This window comes from [Haemophilus] ducreyi (assembly GCF_900109315.1).
Taxonomy (GTDB): Bacteria; Pseudomonadota; Gammaproteobacteria; order Enterobacterales; family Pasteurellaceae; genus Haemophilus_B; species Haemophilus_B ducreyi.
Genome location: NZ_FOJC01000001.1, coordinates 1 through 22,465 on the forward strand (window position 1 = coordinate 1; position 22,465 = coordinate 22,465).

19 protein-coding genes, 3 tRNA genes, 1 rRNA gene and 2 pseudogenes are annotated in these 22,465 nt (G+C 37.5%); 17 read left to right on the forward strand and 8 right to left on the reverse strand.

The features are described 5' to 3' along the window. Positions 1-131 precede the first annotated feature (131 nt). From rrf to mltF, 15 genes and pseudogenes are all read left to right on the forward strand, one after another. A 5S ribosomal RNA gene (gene rrf / locus BMX01_RS00005) occupies positions 132-247 on the forward strand. Between the two features lie 264 nt (positions 248-511). Beyond that, a complete protein-coding gene (gene hda, locus BMX01_RS00010; protein WP_064082110.1) occupies positions 512-1,222 on the forward strand; it encodes a DnaA regulatory inactivator Hda in 711 nt (236 codons plus the stop codon). A 138-nt stretch (positions 1,223-1,360) separates the two neighbouring features. Then, a complete protein-coding gene (gene ccmA, locus BMX01_RS00015; RefSeq protein ID WP_064082109.1) occupies positions 1,361-1,993 on the forward strand; it encodes a cytochrome c biogenesis heme-transporting ATPase CcmA in 633 nt (210 codons plus the stop codon). 61 nt (positions 1,994-2,054) lie between these two features. Then, on the forward strand, positions 2,055-2,717 hold the full coding sequence (gene ccmB / locus BMX01_RS00020; RefSeq protein ID WP_064082108.1) for a heme exporter protein CcmB: 663 nt from the start codon (positions 2,055-2,057) through the stop codon (positions 2,715-2,717). Positions 2,718-2,779: 62 nt separating this feature from the next. Further along, positions 2,780-3,517, forward strand: a complete 738-nt coding sequence (locus BMX01_RS00025) for a heme ABC transporter permease (protein ID WP_064082107.1) — start codon at positions 2,780-2,782, stop codon at positions 3,515-3,517. Positions 3,518-3,539: 22 nt separating this feature from the next. Then, a complete protein-coding gene (gene ccmD, locus BMX01_RS00030; RefSeq protein ID WP_064082106.1) occupies positions 3,540-3,737 on the forward strand; it encodes a heme exporter protein CcmD in 198 nt (65 codons plus the stop codon). A gap of 206 nt (positions 3,738-3,943) precedes the next feature. After that, complete coding sequence (gene ccmE, locus BMX01_RS00035; protein ID WP_010944743.1) at positions 3,944-4,489, forward strand: cytochrome c maturation protein CcmE; 546 nt, start codon at positions 3,944-3,946, stop codon at positions 4,487-4,489. Beyond that, positions 4,489-6,447: a heme lyase CcmF/NrfE family subunit gene (locus tag BMX01_RS00040; RefSeq protein WP_064082105.1), complete on the forward strand. Its 1,959-nt coding sequence runs from the start codon at positions 4,489-4,491 to the stop codon at positions 6,445-6,447. Before ccmE ends, BMX01_RS00040 begins: the two co-directional genes overlap by 1 nt. 146 nt (positions 6,448-6,593) lie before the next feature. Next, entirely contained in the window at positions 6,594-7,610 is a 1,017-nt protein-coding gene (locus BMX01_RS00045; RefSeq protein WP_064082104.1) for a YeeE/YedE family protein, read from the forward strand. 22 nt (positions 7,611-7,632) lie between these two features. Then, positions 7,633-9,012, forward strand: a pseudogene (locus tag BMX01_RS00050) (sulfurtransferase). Positions 9,013-9,307: 295 nt separating this feature from the next. Continuing rightward, positions 9,308-9,401: transfer RNA gene (locus BMX01_RS00055), tRNA-Ser, on the forward strand. A 10-nt stretch (positions 9,402-9,411) separates the two neighbouring features. Further along, a tRNA-Arg gene (locus tag BMX01_RS00060) sits at positions 9,412-9,488 on the forward strand. Positions 9,489-9,555: 67 nt separating this feature from the next. Beyond that, positions 9,556-9,632, forward strand: a tRNA-Arg gene (locus BMX01_RS00065). Between the two features lie 88 nt (positions 9,633-9,720). Next, a pseudogene (locus tag BMX01_RS00070) lies at positions 9,721-11,018 on the forward strand (NAD(P)/FAD-dependent oxidoreductase). A 128-nt stretch (positions 11,019-11,146) separates the two neighbouring features. After that, positions 11,147-12,565, forward strand: a complete 1,419-nt coding sequence (gene mltF / locus BMX01_RS00075) for a membrane-bound lytic murein transglycosylase MltF (protein ID WP_064082103.1) — start codon at positions 11,147-11,149, stop codon at positions 12,563-12,565. A 271-nt stretch (positions 12,566-12,836) separates the two neighbouring features. Here the strand turns inward: mltF and dolP are convergent, their stop codons facing one another. From dolP to BMX01_RS00095, 4 genes are read right to left on the reverse strand one after another with little or no spacing between them, the layout of a single operon-like run. Continuing rightward, a complete protein-coding gene (gene dolP / locus BMX01_RS00080) occupies positions 12,837-13,427 on the reverse strand; it encodes a division/outer membrane stress-associated lipid-binding lipoprotein (protein WP_064082102.1) in 591 nt (196 codons plus the stop codon). A gap of 18 nt (positions 13,428-13,445) precedes the next feature. After that, positions 13,446-14,027 (reverse strand): D-sedoheptulose-7-phosphate isomerase, encoded by a 582-nt coding sequence (locus tag BMX01_RS00085; protein ID WP_064082101.1) that lies wholly within the window; start codon positions 14,025-14,027, stop codon positions 13,446-13,448. Positions 14,028-14,037: 10 nt separating this feature from the next. Further along, complete coding sequence (locus BMX01_RS00090; RefSeq protein WP_064082100.1) at positions 14,038-14,418, reverse strand: YraN family protein; 381 nt, start codon at positions 14,416-14,418, stop codon at positions 14,038-14,040. Continuing rightward, a complete protein-coding gene (locus tag BMX01_RS00095; RefSeq protein ID WP_064082099.1) occupies positions 14,393-16,144 on the reverse strand; it encodes a penicillin-binding protein activator in 1,752 nt (583 codons plus the stop codon). Before BMX01_RS00095 ends, BMX01_RS00090 begins: the two co-directional genes overlap by 26 nt. A gap of 72 nt (positions 16,145-16,216) precedes the next feature. Between BMX01_RS00095 and rsmI the strand changes: the two genes are divergently transcribed. Then, positions 16,217-17,071 carry a 16S rRNA (cytidine(1402)-2'-O)-methyltransferase gene (gene rsmI / locus BMX01_RS00100; RefSeq protein ID WP_064082098.1) on the forward strand — a complete coding sequence of 285 codons (855 nt, stop codon included), beginning with the start codon at positions 16,217-16,219 and terminating at the stop codon, positions 17,069-17,071. Positions 17,072-17,122: 51 nt separating this feature from the next. On the opposite strand, the gene BMX01_RS00105 is transcribed toward rsmI, so the two are convergent. From BMX01_RS00105 to BMX01_RS00120, 4 genes are all read right to left on the reverse strand, one after another. After that, positions 17,123-17,929: an outer membrane beta-barrel protein gene (locus BMX01_RS00105; protein WP_074647559.1), complete on the reverse strand. Its 807-nt coding sequence runs from the start codon at positions 17,927-17,929 to the stop codon at positions 17,123-17,125. A 135-nt stretch (positions 17,930-18,064) separates the two neighbouring features. Beyond that, complete coding sequence (locus tag BMX01_RS00110) at positions 18,065-18,634, reverse strand: elongation factor P hydroxylase (protein WP_064082096.1); 570 nt, start codon at positions 18,632-18,634, stop codon at positions 18,065-18,067. A gap of 47 nt (positions 18,635-18,681) precedes the next feature. Further along, positions 18,682-20,403, reverse strand: coding sequence for a protein-disulfide reductase DsbD (locus tag BMX01_RS00115; RefSeq protein WP_064082095.1), 1,722 nt, complete (start codon positions 20,401-20,403; stop codon positions 18,682-18,684). Between the two features lie 162 nt (positions 20,404-20,565). Then, positions 20,566-21,528, reverse strand: coding sequence for a calcium/sodium antiporter (locus tag BMX01_RS00120; protein ID WP_064082094.1), 963 nt, complete (start codon positions 21,526-21,528; stop codon positions 20,566-20,568). A gap of 168 nt (positions 21,529-21,696) precedes the next feature. On the opposite strand from BMX01_RS00120, the gene artP reads away from it, so the two are divergent. Then, positions 21,697-22,440, forward strand: a complete 744-nt coding sequence (artP, locus tag BMX01_RS00125) for an arginine ABC transporter ATP-binding protein ArtP (protein WP_064082093.1) — start codon at positions 21,697-21,699, stop codon at positions 22,438-22,440. Positions 22,441-22,465: the final 25 nt, after the last annotated feature.

The window sequence follows — 22,465 nt, forward strand, 5'->3', positions numbered from 1 at the left end:
GAAATACTCAGACAGCTTGTTTTTAGTTTTATGACACTATAAAAGAACAAAGAAATAACAATCAATAGATAACAATCAGTCAATCAATAAATAAACAGACAAACAAAGACAGAATATCATCACCAGAATATTCTGGCGACAACAGTGCAGTGGTCCCACCTGAATCCATCCCGAACTCAGAAGTGAAACGCTGTTACGCCGATGGTAGTGTGGGGCTTCCCCATGTGAGAGTAGGTCATCGCCAGAGATTAATTACGACCCCGTAGCGACTGCTATGGGGTTTTTTGTTGTTTAAGCGAATAAAAAAAGAACAAACAACAAATAACAAATAAGGTAATTGGGTACGATAGCTAAAAAAGTCGCGGGATAGACATAATTCTAGTTGTTTTTATAGGCGTGCAAAATGTAAACCCATTTTAGCGTACTTATCTTTTTTTCTTCTCAAATTGCCTATTTCTCGCTATGCTGATATGATTTTAGTATTAATTGGTCTATACGGTTTAAGAATTCTTTGCAATTACTATTACCTATTCATCAAATCGATGATGAAACGCTTGATAGTTTTTATTCTGAAAATAGCTTGCTGCTATTAGATTCATTACGTCAAAATTTTATTGATGTTCAACAACCCTTTTTTTATATTTGGGGCGCTAAAAGTTGTGGTAAAAGCCATCTTTTGAAAGCGGTAAGTAATCAATATCTTTTAAGTCAAAAAACGGCTAGTTATATTCCTTTAACTAAATCACATTATTTTTCACCTTTAGTATTAGATAATATTGAGAAAATGGATGTTATTTGTTTAGATGATTTACAAGCAATAGCAAATAATGAGGAATGGGAATTAGCTATTTTTGATTTATTCAATAAAATTCGTGAGCAACAAAGTTTATTTAATCAAGGGCATAAGACATTATTATTGATCAGTGCGGATTGTTCGCCTCATCAGTTAAAGATTAAATTACCTGATTTGAAATCTCGCTTAACTTGGGGGGAGGTCTATCAGTTATATGATTTAACAGATGATCAGAAGATTGTTATTTTGCAACGTAAGGCTTATCAGAAAGGTATAGAGTTATCTGAAGAAGTGGCTAATTTTTTGTTAAAACGCTTGGATCGTGATTTACCTGTGTTATTAGCGGAACTAGATAAATTAGATCGTGCATCCTTACAAGCAAAAAGAAAGTTAACGATGCCGTTTGTAAAAGAAATTCTTGGCTTGTAGCGATTTGATTCCTATCAATATTTACTATAAAAAAGGTAAATTTGCCCGCTTGTTACCTCTAAAGAAGTAGTTGTTTTACTATTTGAAAATCAAGGCTTATGGTAAACTTTGTCAATCAGTTTTTATATATTAATCGTTATGCATTTAAATCAACTTGTTATTTCTCATCTTGCCTGTGAGCGAGGTGAAAACCGTTTATTTGAAGATTGCCATTTTTCTGTCTCTAGTGGGGAGTGGGTTCAAATTGAGGGGCATAATGGTATTGGTAAAACGAGTTTATTACGTATTTTAGCTGGATTGGCATTGCCGGTAGCTGGTGAGGTGCTTTGGAATAATTTATCAATTCATAAGCAACGTGATGAATATTATGCTGAACTCTTTTATTTAGGGCATTATGCGGGGATAAAACCGGAATTATCTGCTTGGGAAAACTTGCGTTTTTACCAGAAAATGCAAGGTCTGTCGTTAGATGATGAGGCATTATGGTTTGCTTTAGATAAGGTTTCTTTAGTTGAAAGGGCTGATTTGCCTTGTTCATATTTATCGGCTGGGCAACAACGGCGGGTAGCATTAGCTAAATTATGGCTGACGCAACAAAAACTTTGGATTTTAGATGAGCCTTTTACGGCTATTGATAATCATGGTGTGGGCGATTTGATTATGCATATTGAGCGACATTGTTCTTTAGGCGGAATAGCTATTTTTACTAGCCATCAAACAGTAGAGAGTAATAAGGTCAGGACGTTATCATTGGATCAATTTAAGCTTTAATGGTTTATTTTAGCTTAAAAATATGCGCTTTTATTTTGTTATTTCAATTTTCAGTTAAAAAATGATTTTCTTCACTATTATTCAACGCGAATTAACGATTGCTTTTCGTAAGCCTGCAGAAATTTTAAATCCATTATGGTTTTTCTTGGTCGTTATTACGTTATTCCCGCTTCTAATGGGGCCGAATCCCGAATTGTTAAGCAAAATTGCTCCGGGTATTGCTTGGGTTGCGGCGTTGTTATCTGCATTATTATCTTTTGAGCGTTTATTTCGCGATGATTATTTAGATGGTTCATTAGAGCAATTAGTATTGTTACCCGTGGGATTACCACAAGTTGCGTTTGCCAAAGTTGTGGCGCATTGGTTGTTAACTGGTTTACCTCTTATTTTATTGTCGCCTGTTGCTGCGATTTTACTATCGTTAGAAATGCATGTTTGGTGGGCGTTAGTGTTAACGTTATTGCTTGGTACACCTATCCTCAGTTGTTTAGGGGCGATTGGTGTAGCATTAACTGTTGGATTGCGCAAAGGCGGTACGTTGTTAAGTTTATTAATTTTGCCGTTATTTTTACCGGTGCTTATTTTTGCGGCGGCGGTGTTGGAAGCCGCTACTTTGAATATGGCATACAGTGGGCAGCTAGCAATTATTGGCGCGATTCTAACCATTACTTTAACGTTTTCGCCTTTTGCTATTGCGAGCGCTTTAAGAATAAGTCTTCAATAATCGTTAATTTAATAGCATGCAATATTTTTTGATTATACATTATCAATCTATGGAGATTACTTATGTGGAAATGGCTTCATCCTTATGCCAAATCTGAGACTCAGTATTACTTTTTGGGTAGAGTTCAGCCATTTTTAGTTTGGCTAAGCTTTTTATTGTTAGCAGTTGCTTTTATATGGGGATTGGCATTTGCGCCGAAAGATTATCAGCAAGGTGATAGTTATCGTATAATTTTTATTCATGTTCCTGCGGCTATTTTTTCAATGTCAGTATATGCTTCGATGGCGGTCGCGGCGTTGGTGGCGTTAGTATGGCAAATTAGGCAGGCTAATTTAGCGATGATTTCAATGGCCCCCATTGGTTTAGTCTTTGCTTTTATTTCATTAGTTACGGGTGCTATTTGGGGTAAACCTATGTGGGGGACTTGGTGGGTGTGGGATGCGCGGTTAACGTCTGCATTAGTCCTTTTCTTTTTATATCTGGGGGTGATGGCACTTTATTCTGCTTTTCAAGATAAGCAAATGGGGGCGAAAGCAGCAGGTGTTTTATCGGTAGTGGGGGTGATTAATTTGCCTATTATCCATTTCTCAGTGGAGTGGTGGAACACTTTGCATCAAGGTGCAACTATTACTAAATTAGACAAGCCGTCAATGGCGACTGAAATGCTTATTCCTTTATTGTTATCTATTTTGGGATGCTTATTTTTAACTATTTGGCTGAGTGTTTGGCGTTATCGTATTGCATTATTAGGCGATGAATGTAAACGTCCTTGGGTAAAAGCATTAGTTGATAGTAAATAAGCGGTTTAGTTAGGAGAAAAATATGCAATTTCAATTTGAATCAATCGCAGATTTCTTTGCGATGGGAAATTATTACTTTTATGTGTGGTTATCTTATGGATTAGCTTTTTTGGCGGTTGGGGGGCTAATTTGGTTGTCTTACCGAGAACAAAAAACAGTATTACGTATTGTGAAAAAAACATTACAACGAGAAACGCAATTAAAGCAAAAATCGCAATAAAATAGTCAGTAAGCGGTCAGGTTTAAGCAACATTTTGTACTAATCTGATCGCTTACTTCTTTATAGGTAGAACTTTTGAGCAAAAGTAAGAACCTTTGCTATAAATTAAACTAATAGGCGAATGTTTTTGCTTTTTTTGTTATTCTACTAGCCATTATTTACTTAATTTTTTTGTGTGATTTACACAATTTTAGAAGGTGATTACTATGAACCCAAGACGTAAATCTCGATTGAAAGTGGTCGTTTTAATTATGTTTAGTGTGGCTGTTGCTGCGGGCCTAACGCTTTATGCGTTAAGTCAAAATATAGATTTATTTTATACGCCCTCTGAGATTGTGAAGGGAAAAAATAATGATCCTCAGTTAAAACCAGCAGTTGGGCAACGTATTCGAGTTGGTGGTATGGTAGTTGAGGGATCGGTTAAACGTGATGATAAAACATTAAAAGTTGAGTTTAATTTAAATGATATAGGCCCGGCTATTACGGTGGAATATGAAGGTATTTTGCCAGATTTATTCCGTGAAGGTCAGGGGATTGTGGCACAAGGTGTGTTAGTTGAGCCAACACGCTTGAAAGCCTCTGAAGTGTTGGCAAAACACGATGAAAATTATATGCCACCAGAATTAGGCGATAAAATGAAGCAACAACATAATGCAGTGGGGGTTGCTGAGGGTGATTTAAAAGGAGAATCAATTCGTGACAAAGCTGAGTTAGATCGGACTTTTAACACGCTACAAGGAGAAAGTAAATAATGATTGCAGAATTAGGCAATTATAGCCTTGCCCTTGCGCTAGGCTTGTCAATTTTCTTGTCAATTTTACCGCTTGTAGGTGCGCAGAGACAGCAAACTACACTGATTGGATTAGCAAGGCCACTAACTTGGGCGATGTTTTTAGCGCTCTCTTTATCATTTTTTGCGTTGTTTTATTTGTTTGCAGTGAATGATTTTAGTGTTCAGTATGTTGTGAATAATTCAAATTCAATGTTGCCTTTGCAGTATCGTTTATCGGCTGTTTGGGGATCGCATGAAGGGTCGATGCTATTGTGGGTATGGTTACTTTCGTTGTGGTCTGTTGCGGTGGCTGCGTTAACACGTCAAATGCCTGAAGATGCGGTAGCAAGAGTATTAAGTGTGATGGGCTTGATTAGCATTGGTTTCTTAATTTTTATTATTTTTAGTTCAAACCCATTTAATCGAACATTCCCTAATTTTCCTGCGGATGGCCGTGAATTAAATCCTATGTTACAAGATATTGGGTTGATTTTTCATCCACCTTTGTTATATATGGGCTATGTTGGTTTTTCGGTTGCGTTTGCATTTGCAATTGCTTCATTAATGACTGGTCGATTAGATACTGCTTGGGCAAGGTGGTCGCGACCTTGGACAATCGCCGCGTGGGTCTTTTTAACATTGGGTATCGTGCTAGGTTCTTGGTGGGCTTATTATGAATTAGGCTGGGGGGGCTGGTGGTTTTGGGATCCTGTTGAAAATGCATCTTTAATGCCGTGGTTGGCGGGCACCGCGTTAATGCATTCTTTAGCGGTAACGGAAAAACGCAGTGCTTTCAAAGCGTGGACGGTCTTATTAGCCATTTTAGCTTTTTCGCTCTGTTTATTAGGCACCTTCTTAGTTCGTTCAGGCATTTTGGTTTCAGTGCATGCGTTTGCTTCGGATCCAACACGTGGTCTATATATTTTGGCTTATTTAGTGTTGGTGATTGGTGGATCTTTGCTCCTTTATGCATTTCAAGGTTCGAAAATTAGAAGTTTGGATAATTATGAACGTTATTCACGAGAATCAATGTTATTGATTAATAATATTGTATTAATGGCATTTTTATCCGTGGTCTTTTTAGGTACTATTTTGCCTTTAATTCATAAGCAGATTGGTTTAGGCACGATTTCAATTGGTGCGCCGTTTTTTGATCAGATGTTTTTGATTTTAATGGTGCCATTTGCATTTATTTTAGGTATTGGGCCTTTAGTCAAATGGCGTAGAGATCAGGTTTCAGCTATTAGGCTACCGGTGATTATTTCATTTGTACTGATGTTGATTCTTGGTGTGGTATTGCCTTATTGGTTCATAGATCGAATAACGATAACCTTGATCCTTGGTGTCATGATGGCGGTTATTATCGTGTTATTGAGCCTGTATGAGTTGTATCAACGTGCTACACATCGACACAGCTTTTTCGTTGGTATATTTAAGCTTTCCCGTTCGCATTGGGGAATGGTTTTGGCGCATTTAGGTGTGGCAATGTTAGTCTTTGGCATTACGTTTAGCCAAAATTTCAGTATTGAAAAAAATGTACGGATGAAGGTTGGCGATACTGTTCAAATTAAAGATTATGATTTTACCTTTAAAGGGATAAAAATTACTGACGGTGCTAACTATCAAGGCGGTACTGCTGAAATTGAAGTTCGTCATAATGGTAAATTTGAAGCAACTTTGAATGCGGAAAAACGTTTCTATAATGTCAGTAAAATGGGAATGACTGAATCTGCGATTGATTGGGGTTTTAGTCGAGATTTATATGCGGCGTTAGGTGAAAAATTGGAAGATAACTCTTGGGGCGTGCGTTTATATTATAAACCATTTATTCGTTGGATTTGGTTAGGTGGTTTATTTATGGCACTAGGCGGGGTATTGTGTATGCTAGATAGACGTTATCGTTTAACATTAGTTAATAAGTCCACTGAGGATCATTAAATTAGTTTTATCATGAATAATATTATAGCGGTGACTTTTTAAGCAATTTTAGTACATTTTTCTTAAAAATAGCCGCTTTTTATTATGTTTAAAATATGGTGTAATAGCATCTCTTTTCAAAACACATTCGTATTAAGGTTTAATCGATGTATTCTGGTCTATTTATTGGTCTCTTGTTTGGGATCTTACTGCAACGTGGGCAATTCTGTTTTGTCGCGGGTTTCCGCAATTTATTTAAGCAAGCTGATCTTCGTTTTTTAACGGCATTATTGCTTGCCATTTCTATTCAAGCTATTGGTTTCTTTAGTTTAGCTAAATTTGGTTTAATCACTATTCCAACTACTTCATTACCTCTTCTTGCTACACTAAGCGGTGGTTTTCTGTTTGGTTTTGGTATGCAATTGGCTAATGCTTGTGTAAGTGGTGCCTGTCTTCGTGCGAGTGAAGGCGTTTTTGGTGGTTGGATTGTTTTATGTTGTTTTGCATTGACGATGGCTGCGGCAGAAACAGGCAGTCTTAAACATTGGCTTTATCCATTGTTAACGGAGACGACAGAGATCGATAATATTTATAACACTTTAGCTATTTCTCCTTGGTTATTAGTTGGCTTATTGCTGGTAGTAACCACTATTCTTCTTTATTACCAAATAAAAACTCCCCGCTATCGACCGGTGGATCCAGTATCAAAAGCGATTATTTTTCCGAAATTTTTTGCTCAGCATTGGCAAATTTATCTAGTGGCAATATTGCTTGGTATATTAAGTGTACTAGCTTGGTGGTTAAGCGCTAAGACGGGGCGTGATGCCGGCTTGAGTATTGCTGTGCCTGTAGCGAATTTGGTGCAATACCTAGTTACCGGGCAACAGCGCTATCTAAATTGGGGATCTTTATCTGTATTAGGTATGTTAATAGGGGCATTTATTTCAGCGAAATTAAGTGGTGAGTTTCGGGTCGTTATGCCACCGGTACAAGTTATTTTGCCACGTATAGTTGGTGGAATGTGTATGGGCGTGGGGGCCGCTTTAGCGGGCGGTTGTACGGTAACAAATGCATTAGTCGCGACAGCTTACTTTTCTTGGCAGGCTTGGCTTGCCACATTAATGATGGTAATCGGTTGTTGGGTTGCGACATATTTTGTTAACAATACACAATGTCGGCTTTAATATACATATAAAGGATAGAATGATGAAAATTAACACAAGTTTATTAGTGATTGCTATGAGTATGGTTTTAACCGCCTGTGATAATGTTGCAGTTAAGCCAATTGAAATAACAGAATTAGTGAATAATTTAGATAATCCCAACTACCTAGTTATTGATACGCGTCATGATAGTTTTTATAACGGTTTTAAAGAACAGAATGCCCAACGAGGAGGCACATATTAAAGGTGCGATTCAATTTACAGCAACGTGGCTAGATAATATTGCTGTGGATAAATTTGAATCTTTTGCCGCAGGTAAAGGCATCACTAAAGAAAAAAATTAGTATTTTATGATACTGATCCAGATAATTTAGAACGCGTTTCAACAGAGTTTGCCGCTAAGGGTTATCGGGTAAGCATTTTTAAAGATTTCATTGACTATGCGAATCATACGGATTATCCGCTTGACTCTTTTCCAAATTTTAAGTACAGCGTTTCGCCACAATGGTTGAACGCAGTAATACAAGGTGAACAGCCAGAAACTTATCAGAATAATCAATTTATGGTGTTTGAAGTTTCATGGGGCAGTTTGGAAAACGCAAAGAGTTATACACAACACATTGTCGGCGCTTATCACTTTAATACGGATTGGATCGAAAATGCACCCGTTTGGAATTTGTCTGATGCTAACGTGATTGAACAGCATCTATTGCAAAATGGCATTACTAAAGATAAAACGATAATTCTTTATTCTGATAATCAATTGGCAGCCTATCGAGTGTTTTGGGCATTGAAATGGGCTGGTGTAGAAGATGTACGCGTATTGAATGGCAATTTAGCGAGTTGGATTGATGCAAACTTTGCTACCGAAATAAAAGTTAATTTACCACAACCTGCCACAAGTTTTGGCGCAACGATTCCAGTGAATCCGCAGATTGATATTATTACGCCTCAACAAGTGATGGAGCGACAGCAACAAGGTTTGAAATTAATTAGTAATCGAGCTTGGAATGAATATATAGGTAAAGTGAGTGGTTATGATTATATTCACGGCAAGGGAGAGCCTCAAAATGCTATTTGGGGCTATGCGGGTACTGATTCAAGCAATATGGCGGATTACTACGATCCCGATAATACCTTACGCAATCCAAATGAAATGTTTAATTTATGGAAAAAGCAAGGGATCCAACAAGGTGATCAATTAGCCTTTTATTGTGGTACCGGCTGGCGAGCTGGCGTATCGTGGTTTATTACCCAATTAGCGGGTTGGCAGAATACTTTTATTTATGATGGTGGTTGGAATGCTTGGCAAATGGATTCAAAATTTCCGGTGCAAAAAGGCGCGCCACAAAAAATGAGTAAACCAGATGCCCATAATGATTTTGGTAAAATAATCAAAAAAGGACAATCATGTAAAAACTAACAGCAAGATAAGCGGTCTATTTACCCTAATTTTTATCAAAAATACGGTCAATGAATTGGCATTATTGATTGGAATTAGACCGCTTAATTAGTGGGTTAAAATAACGTTTTATCTCCATGTTGATAAAGTCTTAAATATTGCGTAACCCTATGAAATGGTTATGATTTCTCATTAAATAAACAAAAAAGAATAATTTTGTTTGCAAACTAAGCAAGCGCTTTGATTTTTCAAATTTTTAAGAAAAAGCGTTTGACATATTTTAAAAATCTAGTAATATACGCCGCACACAGTGAGTGGTGAGATGGCCGAGCAGGCTGAAGGCGCTCCCCTGCTAAGGGAGTATAGGGTTAAAAGCTCTATCGAGGGTTCGAATCCCTCTCTCACCGCCATTTTATTTATGCACCCGTAGCTCAGCTGGATAGAGTACTCGGCTACGAACCGAGCGGTCAGAGGTTCGAATCCTCTCGGGTGCGCCATTTTAGTTTATACTCTATATAACTTAAATGGCTTTAATAGATTAAATAAACTCACCATTCAATATACGCACCCGTAGCTCAGCTGGATAGAGTACTCGGCTACGAACCGAGCGGTCAGAGGTTCGAATCCTCTAAGGTGCGCCATTCTATAGTTAATAACTTCTTTCTATTTCATTAAATTATATCCTTAAATTCTAATACTGTCGTATTAGGCTTTACCATAGGTATTTTTATGCTTACGTTTGCATACCAAGAACATTTAAAATCATATTATTTTGATTCTCGTAATTTGATATTACAGTTTCCAACAATCACTGCTAATCAATCTGCCGATGTTTGTATTATAGGCGCAGGTTTTTTAGGGCTTTCTACTGCGTTAGAATTGGCAGAACAAGGCAAAAAAGTAATTGTGTTAGAAGGTGCACGTGTTGGATTTGGTGCTTCTGGACGTTCTGGTGGGCAAGCGATCAATGGTTTTGAAGAAGGAATTGATGAATATATTGCTCAAGTTGGTTTAGAAAAAGCGCAAAAATTATGGCAAATGTCTTTAGAAGCGATTGATATTATTGATCAGCGTGTTAATCAGCATGCTATTCAATGTGATTGGCGAAAAGGTTATGCTACTTTAGCGTTAAATGAACGCCGAATGAATGATTTGCTGATGATGGAAAATGCAAGCCGTGAGATATTTGACTATAGTTATATGCAAATATGGGATAAACAGCAATTGAAACAACACCTTGGCAGTGATATTTATGTTGGTGGATTATTTGATAGCCATTCAGGCCATTTACATCCGTTGAACTACTGTTTAGGGTTAGCAAAAGCTTGTGTTGAAGCGGGCGTAACGATCTATGAGCATTCTCCCGCAACAGAAGTTATGGTAAAGAGTGATACACAAGCGGTCGTTTTTGCTGAAAAAATGCAGATTTCTTGTCAACATGTAGTGCTAGCAACTAATGCTTATATTGATGCGCTTTCAAAAAAAATCACTTTTGGTATTGAGAAGAAAATTTTACCCGTGGAAAGTTTTATTATTGCTACAGAGCCACTTGATCAAAGTATGGCAGACAGTTTAATTAATAATGGTATGTCTGTTTGTGATAATAATTTATTATTGGATTATTATCGTTTATCAGCAGATAATCGCTTATTATTTGGCAGTGATTCTAGTAGTAATGTTGATATGGTTGCACAGATACGCGCGGAAATGTTGGCAGTATTTCCTCAATTAGCTGAGGCAAAAATTGATTATGGTTGGGCTGGTCCGATTGATATGACGCTGAATTCAACCCCTCATTTTGGCCGTGCTAAAAAAATGTTTATTTCGCGCAGGGATTTTCTGGGCATGGTGTTGCTTTAACAGGGCTCGCAGGGCGGATCATTGCTGAGGCGATTGGTGGTAATGATGAACGATTGGCTATTTTTGAAAGCTTAAAAGTGCCGAGTATTTATGGTGATAAATGGGTGAAACAGTTGGCATTAAAAATAGGTGTGCCATATTATCGTTTTCTTGATAAATATCGCTAAATTGCAAGACGTAAGTAGTTACTTACGTCTTTTGTTTTTTAGAGAGAAAATCGTATTACACTTATTTCGCAAAGTGTTAAATTCCACTAGACTTGTTGTTATGGTGAGAAAGACTGAGGAGGATTAGATTGAAAGGGTTACTGGCTAGGTTAATTATAGGTATCGCGTTGTTATTATGGGCTTGGGATATGATTTTTCCTTGGCAACGTTTAATGCGTGCGGAACAAAACCATTATAGCCAAGTATTGCAACGGCAAACTCTAAAGGTCGGTACTATTAATCATCCATTGTCTTACTTTGTGGGAGCAAATGGTAAATCAGGCATTGAATATGAGCTAGCAAAATCATTTGCAGATTATCTTGGTCTTAATTTAATGATTAAAACCTTTGATAATAGTGAGCAACTCTTTACAGCACTAGCGGATAATAAAATTGATATTGCTGCTGCAGGTCTATTATACCAGCCTGAACAAGCACAACAATTTCAGATTGGGGCAAGTTATTATTCAGCTTCTTGGCAAGTAGTATATAAAAAAGGCACGACTCGACCTTATAAATTAGCTGAACTGCAAAGTGATATTGTGGTGCCTTGTGGCTCTGCAGTCATTCCTATTTTACAACATTTAAAAACCAAAAATCCGATGTTGCGTTGGCATACTACCGATCAATTCACTCAAGAAGAACTGTTATTACAGGTGGCCGAAGGCAAAATCCCTTATACCGTGGCAGTGTCAGTAGATATTTCATCTGCGCAACATATTAGCCCGAATATTGCGGTTGGTTTTGATTTAACCGATGAAATGCCTGTAGTGTGGTATTTACCAAAAAGCTCTTATAGTGAATTACAAGCTTCAGTGCTTGACTTTATGCATAATGCGAATGATAGAGGGTTAATTTCCAAGATTGAAGAAAAGTATTTTAATCACTTAATACGTTTTGATTATGTTGCGGTACAAAGTTATTTAAATGCGATTAAAACGATTTTACCTAAATATCGCCCATTGTTTGAAAAGTATAAAGGCGAGCTAGACTGGCAAATGTTGGCGGCGATTGCTTATCAAGAATCGCATTGGGATCCAAATGCGACGTCGCCAACAGGTGTACGCGGTATTATGATGTTAACACGGGCAACGGCTGAACGAATGAAAATAACCGATCGGACGAATGCAGAGCAAAGTATTCGTGCGGGATCAGAATATTTACATTTATTAATCAATCAATTACCTGACACGATTGCCAAAGAAGATAAAATTTGGTTTGGATTAGCGGCGTATAATATGGGATGGGGGCATTTACTTGATGTGCGCCGGCTAACCAAACAGCTAGGCGGTGATCCAGATAATTGGTTAGATGTGAAGAAAAATTTACCGCTATTAGCAGAAAAACGGCATTATAGTGGTCTAAAATACGGTTACGCACGAGGCTTTGAGGCTTTCCAGTATGTTGAAAATATCCGACGTTATTATAATAGCATTGTCAATCACCAACGTATTGAAAAGCAAAAGTCTGAACAACGGTTAGATAATCAATCAACAGAAATGTATTAACCGGTTATTATAGAGACAACAACATAAGTGTTATTGCTTATAGTTAGATAGAGGAAGAATTTTATGAGAAATCGCAGAATTAAATTTAAACCCAAAACGCATCGAAATAATAAAAATCATCGTCTATTACACATTATAAAAAGAAGGCAGGCTATTGCTAAGCGTCGTAATGCGGCGTTTATTTTGTTACAAAATAATTGATAAGTGGGCTAACATTGCATATTTAAAAAAGTTGTCTAGCAAGACAGCTTTTTTTGGTAGAGAGATGAAGTTATTGTACATAACTGATTACTTTAATCACTTTTTTGACACCTTTCACATTACGCGCAATATTTGCTACGGCATTTGCTTGAGCTTGGCTTAATTTACCCATTAGGAAAACCTCACCATTTTCAGTAATCACTTTGACGTCCGTTGATTTAACTTTGGATTCAAGCAATAGTTTGGATTTAATGGTAGAGGTGATCCAACTATCCACTGAAATTTGGCTAAGACCAATTTTTTTACCACGGCGAATTTCATTATAAACGTCGCTGACATCTTCTACTCCCGCCGTGATATTTTTCGCATTCTCTATCACATCGGCATCAGGTGCTTGCCCAATCAGTAACACTTTACCATTATAAGAGACTACATTAATGCGTGCTTCTTGTCGTAATTGTGCGTCTTTATTTAGGTTAAAAGCCACCCGCTCTTCTAAAATTTCATCATCAATTTGTCTACCTGTTGAACGTGGATCAGTGGCTACTTTAGTGGCAACCGCTGCAGAGCTAATTAAAGCGGTCGCAATACAGCCTTGTAATGATAAAATGGTCACAGTAAACAGACCGGCTAAACTCATTTTTTTGACTAAAGTGAGCATAATGATATCCTTGTTAAGTTAAGAGAAAAGTAAATGGTCAACTAATTCACATAATACATTTACACAAAATAAATGGCCTTCAATCACGCGCAATTCATTGCTAGATGGCATTGAGATTTCTAAATCTTGCTCGTGGTCAAGTAACCCTTGAATATGGTCATTACGGCTACTGGTAAAGGCAAGAATATTTAATCCTTCATTTTTGGCAGCATTAATAGCATTTAACACCGCTTCTTCATTGCCATTTGGTGAGAAAACGATAAAGAGATCGCCCTCTTTAGCCACAGCTTGTAATTGTTTACGGTAAATATGTGTTAGTTCATTGTCTTGTGCAACCACACCGGCTAACACACTGTCAAATTGTAGTAATAATGCAGCAAAGCTAGGGCGTGCGAGTTCATATTTATGCAACAGATGGCTGACTAGTAATTGTGCATTTGTATATGAGCGACCAGTGCCACATACAATAATTTTATTACCTTGTAATAGGCACGCTACAATCTGATTGGCGGCATCACTGAGCGAAGAGGGTAATAATTCAGCGGCAGCAATCTGAATTTGAATGCTTTCAGTAAAGCGATCTTGGATTTTTTCTAGCATTAAATGATGATTATCCTAAAAAATTTTGGATCCATAATGGTGGCTGTTCCGCTTCAAAGGCCACCACATCAAAACGGCAATTAGCCGTATCTAAACTTTGATTATATTCAGTTAGCAACCACATATTTGCGGCATCTAGCCATTTTTGTTGTTTGCGGTAATCTATGCTTTCTAATGCGGAACCAAACCGATTATTTTTGCGTTGACGCACCTCAACAAAAACGATGGTATCGCCTTGTTGCATAACCAAATCCAGCTCACCACATTTAAAATTTTGATTTGCTTGAATAAATTTAAGACCTTGTTGTTCTAAAAACAAGCGCGCTTTTTGTTCAAAGCAGGCACCTTGCGAACGGTTGGTTCGGTTAGTTAGTCGTTTCCACAGCGCCATTATGATATTGCAACCAAGTCATATTACGTTCAATATTACAATTTGGACCGGCATTTAAATTACCGGTTAAGCCAGAAATGCTGTAACCAGGAATTTGGTGGAACTCATTGAATTTATTCGCTAATGCCCAAGTATCTGATCCCATTGCATATAAACGCATCATTGAGAAATCACTATCAGCTAAGCTATAGGCTTTTTGGTATTCATTCGAGTTATGATCCGCTAACAATGGAATTTCGCTGAATTTAACTCCTTCCATTGCAGTGCGGAATTCAATACCGTTATTGGGTGAATTACTGCGAGAAGCGGTATAAATTGCTAATTGTCCCGCTATTGTAGAATTATCCAAACCTTGTTTAATTTCTAGTAATTGTTCGGCATTGCCTAGAGCATATAAAGCGGTCTCTTGCAGATTATTCGCAGAATTTTGAATAGTAGTGATGACATCAAGCGGTTGATTATAATAACGGATATCCGCGTCAGTATTAGTTAATTGTCGCCAACGTTGTGCAAAGGCTTCGGCCGAACGTTGGCCAAATTCGTCTCTAGCCGCTACTACAATGGCTTTGTTATAACCATCACGTGATAAACGATCAGCACCCGATCTAGCTTCCGCTTCTGGTGATAGACCGTAATAGCATACGCCAACAATCGGTTGAACCTCTTGTGTAGCATTTAGCGCTAATACATTAATATCTCTAATTTGATCGCTAGCTAACATTTGGTTTACACGTGATTTCAACAATGGACCAATAATCATTTGAGCCCCTTGTTGTTTTGCTTGCATTAAAATGTTTTCTATTGAGTTGCTGTCGGTATCAAACACTTGCACAATAGTAGGATCTTGTTCTTTGGCATCGTCAAATCCTTTTTTGATAATTTCACCCAATATTTTGGCATCACCACTTAATGGCAATAATAGCGCTACGTTATTTAATAGCGTTTGTTGAAAATTAAACACTCGTTGTAATTCTGTTGGCATAACGGCTAGTGCACTATGATTTGGATAGAGTCGTTTCCAATAGTTAATATTTTGTGGCATCTGAGCCGGTGTCGAAACACTTTGATTATAAATTTCAATCAATGCTAACCAACCCGCCAATTCCATCTCACCAGCACCGGCTTGGGCAGAGGATAACATTCCACGATTAGCATTACGTAATAATGACCAAATTTTGTCATTATTTTCTTGGCGTAATTTATTGTCGACCAATTGAGTCGCAATTAATGATCGAATTCTGACCGCCTCAATCGTATTTTTGCTATTTTCAGCAATTTTGGCTTGAGTCTGATAAAAACGTAATAGTTGTGAATGGCTTAAATTAGCGGCCGAAATATGTTGTAATGTGACCTCTGCTTGGTAGTTGTTGCCTTTTAAAGCCGCTAATTGTGCCGTGACAAGTTGATATTCAAGTTGTTGTAATGGATTTTGTTCCATTATATTCAACCTCGTGGTTAAATCGTTTAACGTATTTTGTGCTTCAACCACTTTATTTTCATCAATTAACTTGCGAACGGCTAATAATTGATACGTTATTTTATCTTGTGAATTTAACGTTTGTTCTGCTTTATTGATGTAGAATTCTGAACTAGCATAAGCCTCTTGCTTAATTAAATGCGTGACGGAGTTTTCGAATAAACTAGTACTGTTACAAGCGGAAAGCAATAAGGCAATTGCTGTAGGTACAAAGAAAGTTTTGAGTTTCTGTTTTAAAATAGTCGCCATTGTATTGCTCCTAATAGAATATAATGGTCTGCATAATAGTAAAATCTTACTTATCAAATGAGTGAAAAGCAAATGAAAAAAGCACAAAATGGCATATTACATATTGTTGCCACGCCAATTGGCAATTTAGCAGATATTACACAGCGCGCATTAGATACTTTTGCCCAAGTTGATTTAATTGCTGCCGAAGATACACGGCATAGCGGTTTATTATTAAGCCATTATGGTATTAAAAAGCCATTTTTTGCTTTACACGATCATAATGAACAGCAAAAAGCGGCAATACTAATTGAGAAATTGCAACAAGGCATCAATATTGCGTTAATTTCTGATGCGGGTACACCGTTAATTAGTGATCCCGGTTTTCATTTAGTTCGCCATTGTCGGCAAATCGGCATAAAAGTTGTGCCTGTGCCAGGCGCTTGTGCGGCAGTTACTGCATTATGTGCCGCCGGTATTGCATCTGACCGCTTTTGTTTTGAAGGATTTTTACCAGTGAAAAGCAAAGCACGGATTGATAAGTTATCATCGTTAGTGAATGAAGAGCGAACCTTGATTTTCTACGAATCGACCCACCGTATTTTGGCTACTTTAATGGATATGCAAACCGTATTCGGTCAGGATCGTTATGTTGTAATGGCTCGAGAAATGACTAAAACGTGGGAAAGTATTTATGGCGATCGGCTTGCGGATTTAATTAGTTGGTTAAATCAAGATAAGCATCGGCTTAAAGGTGAAATTGTGTTAGTCGTGGGAGGGAAACTAAAAGTAGCCGAAGAAAGCTTTTCAGCACAAGCGATTAGCGTATTGAATTTACTCTGTGCTGAATTGCCTCTAAAAAAAGCCGCGGCCATTGTAGCAGAAGCCTTTGGTTATAAGAAAAATGCACTTTATCAATACGGACTAGCAAATATAGTAGAAAAATAATCAATAAAAAGCGGGCTTATTGAGCCCGCTTAAGTTAATTAAACTTCAATACTAGAATCTAAAACCAACAGAAAGACGAATTGCATCATTTTTGTATGATGTTTTTTTCTGCTGTAATGTTGGTAATAATTCTAAAGTTTGAGTGAGAAGAGATAGCTTGTTGAGATTGTATGCAATTTTGGCATCAGTACGATAATAACCGACTTCAGCTAATAAATTCTTATATTGTGCACCCAATGCAATACCATAATAGAGCCCGTGGTTTAATTTGGTTTTTACAAGTGCATCAAAACGCTCTTTTCCATTGGGAGATTGGATGTCTTTGCCAATTAATGTGCTTAAGAAATGATATGCGGTATCTTTTGATTTATTGAAAGCGAAGCCTACATCACCTTTGAGATAAAGTTGAACGCCGTGGATTAACGGGAAATTCTGTTTTAAGGTGACATAAAGCGGAATAGAAGAATAACGGTTCACTTTGTATTCTTCTTTTACTATAACTTTATCTATCTTATGTATATCTGCACCATTAGACTGATCTCTGTTCAAAACCTCCCAAGCATTACGCAAAAACTCTTGTTGTCCAACGTAATTTTGACCTTTACGATTAACATAGCCAATACCTAATCCCACTTCTGTTGTATCAGTTAAGCTATAAGTGGGTTCTAAAAATAAGTTAAGAGAAGGCTTGCCGCGATTTGTTGGCAGCGCACTTTTAGCTAAATGACTGATTTTAAATGCTTCGAAACGAGAGCTTATATCTGTTCCCACTTTAGTATAGAGATTGATATCACCAACACTTGCTGTGGCTAAAACAGGCATAGCCGAGAGTGCTAATACAAGAGATCCAATTTTCATTAAGTTTTCCTTACTTTTTGTCAAAAAATTAATGCTATTGTAAGCAATTTTTGCTTTCTTGACAATGCTGTTGTGTTTTTGTCAGTTTTTAAGTAAGTATTATGTAAATAAATGTTGATTTTAGGCTGTTTTGATTTAAATTTTTGTTATTTCAAAATGCGCTAAGTTAATTTGAGCTGTCGTGCCATAGAATCCGCCTAATGCTTGGCGGAGCTTTTCTGCTCGTTTGGGTAAGTAACCACGATTAGCATATATTTTCACTTGCTGATAAACTGCTTTTTTAAAGGCACTATTATCGCCAGCGTTGCCAGATAAATTATCGGCACTGGCAAAATAGCGAAAACCTGCGGCAGTGGCTAATATCCATTCAATGGCTTGTGGTTTAACTTCAACGGCTTCAAATTCTCGTTGTTGTTCAGCTGATCTGCCGTCAGGCTCATACCAATAGCCAAAATCTTCTAATTGCCGGCGAGCGGTTCCTGCTACCAGCCAATGCGCAATTTCGTGTAAAGCACTGCTGTAATAGCCATGCGCAAATAAAATAACATGATATGGACGATCGGATGGGGCGTTATTTTCTGCGCGATAGGCCGGTAAATAGATCGGATAATCGCCGCCTTTGGCTAAACGGGTGTTGTATTCTTGGCTAAAGCAATCGTTAAAAATTCGGATAATATCTTCGATTTTATGCAGTTCTTCTGTCATTTATTATTCCGTGTTGTATATACATAAAAAAGTGGTATTCCAATTTATTATAAGCCATTTAACCAAGCCAAAAACTGATTGGCGGTTAGAAAGCCGGTAATCCTTGCGTTGGTCATTTCGTGGCCATTTTCATCAAAAAATAAAATGGTGGGTAAGCCTAAAACATTGAAACGTTTCATTAAAGCGGTATTTTCTGCGGAGTTTTTGGTCATATCAATTTGTAATACTGCCATAGTGGCTAATTGTTGTTGTACTTGTGGGTCAGTAAAAGTGTATTTTTCAAACTCTTTACAAGCAACACACCAATCGGCATATAAATCTAGCATGACTTTTTTACCTTGATAAGCGGTCAGTTTTTGCTCTAATTCGGTCAAAGAGGTAATTTTTTCCATTGCTAAGTGCGGTGTAGTTGGTTGAGCCGTGTTAGAGGTGGTTTGCCAAACGAGATTTGCCCAAGGATAAGCAGTTAATCCAAAAGCGATAAATAATAAGATTCTGACCGCTTGTTTGAGTATGGTTGAATAGTTTAGGCTACTAATTAACCAACCTAAAAATGCTAGCGCTAGCGTTGACCATAAAAAGGGTTCGTAATGGCTTGGTAAAATGCGACTGATTAAAAAGATGGGTAGTGCGAGCATAACAAAACCAAAGGCGGTTTTGACTTTGAATAGCCATTCGCCTGATTTTGGTAGAGTTTGGTTACCAAATACGGTAATTAAAATGAGTGGTAGCCCCATTCCTAATGCGAGCAAATAAAGTGCTAAACCGCCGATAAGTAAATTGCCACTTTGTGCAACATAAAGTAGTGCTCCAGACAGTGGCGCGGAAGTACAAGGCGAAGCAACTAAGCTAGCAATAATACCCATGATAAAGACATTGCCAACTGCACCACCTTGTTGTTGTTGGCTTAACGCGTTTAACTTTTGTTGCCAAGTATTTGGTAAGCGAATTTCAAATAGGCCAAACATAGAAGCCGCTAAAAGAGTAAATAAAACCGCTAAGCTAATTAATACGGCTGGACTTTGTAATGCCACTTGAAAAGGTAAACCAATGGCTACAACAGTCAAACCAAGTAAGGTATAGGTTAATGCCATTCCTTGTACATAAGTAAAACTGAGTAACAATGCCCTGCTAGTATTAGGCCGATTTTTATGGCCGATGACGATTGCAGAAAGTAAGGGTAGCATTGGTAACACGCAAGGGGTAAAGGCTAAGCCAATGCCTAGCAAAAGAAATCCAAAAATTGACAAATAATTGTTGGATAAATTTTCCGCTAATTCCGTTTGCGGTGCATTTGGCGTGGCGATAGTAGAAGGTAAAGCGGCTGAATTAGCACTATTATTGACCTGTAAAGATGGATTAAGAGGGATAACCCTTGTTTCTGGTGGATAGCAAAAACCTTTGGTACAACCTTGATAACGTATTTTAAGACTTGGGTTTTCTTTTAGATCAGTCAATTTAACCGGTAATTTTAGTTGATCACGAAAAATAGCCACTTCTCCAAAAAATTCATCTTGATATTTCTCAGCCGTCGGAAAAGTAACGTCATCAAGCGTCGCATTTTGTGCACTAAGCTGAATTTCTTTTTGGTATAAATAATAACCATCAGCAATTTGCCAATGCAGTTGTAGTTGGCCATCTTGTTGGCTGGAGCTGAAGATAAATGCTTCAGCAGCAGTTAAATATTGTGGTTTGTTGTTAAATAAGCCTGCTTGTACATTGCACACTAACAGTAAGCTACTCAACAATAGAAAAAAACGTTTTAACATAGATCACTCAATCAAGGAAAAAGAGTTCGAATTGTAATACAAACTGCTAGTCGCAAGCAAAAAAGGATTGATCGTTGATGTGTGTTTTAGCGTATTAAACAGTAATAATGTGTTAATTGCGGCAAATCTTTATGGAAAAATTGCCGCTTATGTTGAGGAGTTTTAAATTGCAGTGTTAAGTAAATAAAGGGTATAGGCCAAATAACAGCTAAAGAGAATAGCCCCTTCTAAGCGGGTGATTTTGCCCGGTTTTTTGTTTAGGCTAAGAGAAAATAAAAACAGCAATAATGTTAAGGCTAACATCACTAACATATCACGAGAAAAGACAGCGTCTTCAACTTGCATTGGCTCAACCGCACCGGCAGTACCAACGACCGCAAGCGTGTTGAATAAGTTTGAGCCCACAATATTACCTAATGCCAAGTCAGATTGACCTTTGCGAGCAGCAATAATCGAAGAGGCTAATTCAGGTAGTGAAGTACCTACGGCAATAATCGTTAATCCAATAACTAAATCGCTTACTTGAAACTGATGAGCGATTTCTACCGCTCCCCAAACCAATAAACGTGAACTCGCCATTAGTGTTAGTAAGCCAACAACGATCCAAAACAGTGATTTTTTCAGTGGCATATTTTCTGTCTCTAATGGCGCGATTGTGGCTAAACGGTCTTGTTTATTGACCACACCTATCCAAATCGTCCAACCAATATAAAATACAAAAATAATCAATAAAATGATCGCTTCTAGTTGGGTAACTTTTGCATCAATTAAGAAATAAGCAGAAATAAGTGTAATAGCAATGAGAATCGGCAATTCTTTTTTGATAACTTCAGACGCCACAATAATGGGTTTAATGAGCACTGTAATGCCTAAAATTAAGGCGATATTAGTGATATTTGAGCCGTAAGCATTGCCTAATGCAATGCCAGATACACCATTTAATGCCGAAGAAGCGGAAACAATCATTTCTGGCGAAGATGTTCCTAAACCAACAATTAAAATACCAATCAAAAGAGGCGACATTCCAAAATGACGTGCAGAAGAGGCAGCGCCTTCAACAAATTTATCAGCACTCCAAACAAGTAATATTAAGCCAATCAAGATCGCAAGTGAAGCAGAGAGCATAGTTTTTCCTGTCAAATTTAAAGCGCTATAGTATAGGCTAAATTTTAATAAACGCTAATGATTGATTATTTATGCAACATTTTTTACAGATTTTATCAAAAAATAACTTGCATAATTATGCATTAAAATTTAATATAAATTCATTTTAAAAATAGGGAATTTATTCAAATGGCTATTCGTATTCAGCATGTTAATTTTTTTTATGGTATTAACCAAGCGCTATTTGATATTAATGTAGAAATTGAAAAAGGGGATACCGCGGTGCTGTTAGGGCCTTCTGGCGCAGGTAAAAGCACCTTAATACGAACACTTAATCTAATGGAATTACCCGCTTCCGGCAAATTAGAAATTGCACAACATAAATTCAATTTATCGGCTAAAACAGATGCCAAGGAAATTGCATTATTACGCAAAGAAGTGGGTATGGTGTTTCAGCAATATCATTTATGGCCACATTTGACAGTTATGCAAAATTTGATTGAAGCGCCAATCAAGGTATTAGGGCTTTCTAAGCAAGAAGCGATCACGCGAGCAAAACAGCATTTGCTTCGTTTACGGTTAAATGAATTTGCCGATCGTTTTCCATTACAGCTTTCGGGAGGGCAACAACAGCGTGTGGCAATTGCACGTGCGTTAATCATGCAACCAAAAGTATTGTTATTTGATGAACCAACCGCGGCATTAGATCCTGAAATTACGACTCAAGTCGTGGATATTATTAAAGAATTACAAAATACCGGCATTACTCAAGTGGTCGTTACCCATGAAGTAGGTGTGGCGAGAAAGATAGCAACTAAAGTGGTTTATATGGAGAAAGGTAGCGTTATTGAACAAGGCGATGCAACTTGTTTTGAACAACCAAAAACAGTTCAATTTGCTCATTATCTTTCCCATTCGTGTAGCAGTATATAAATTTAACGATGATAAAGGACCGTAT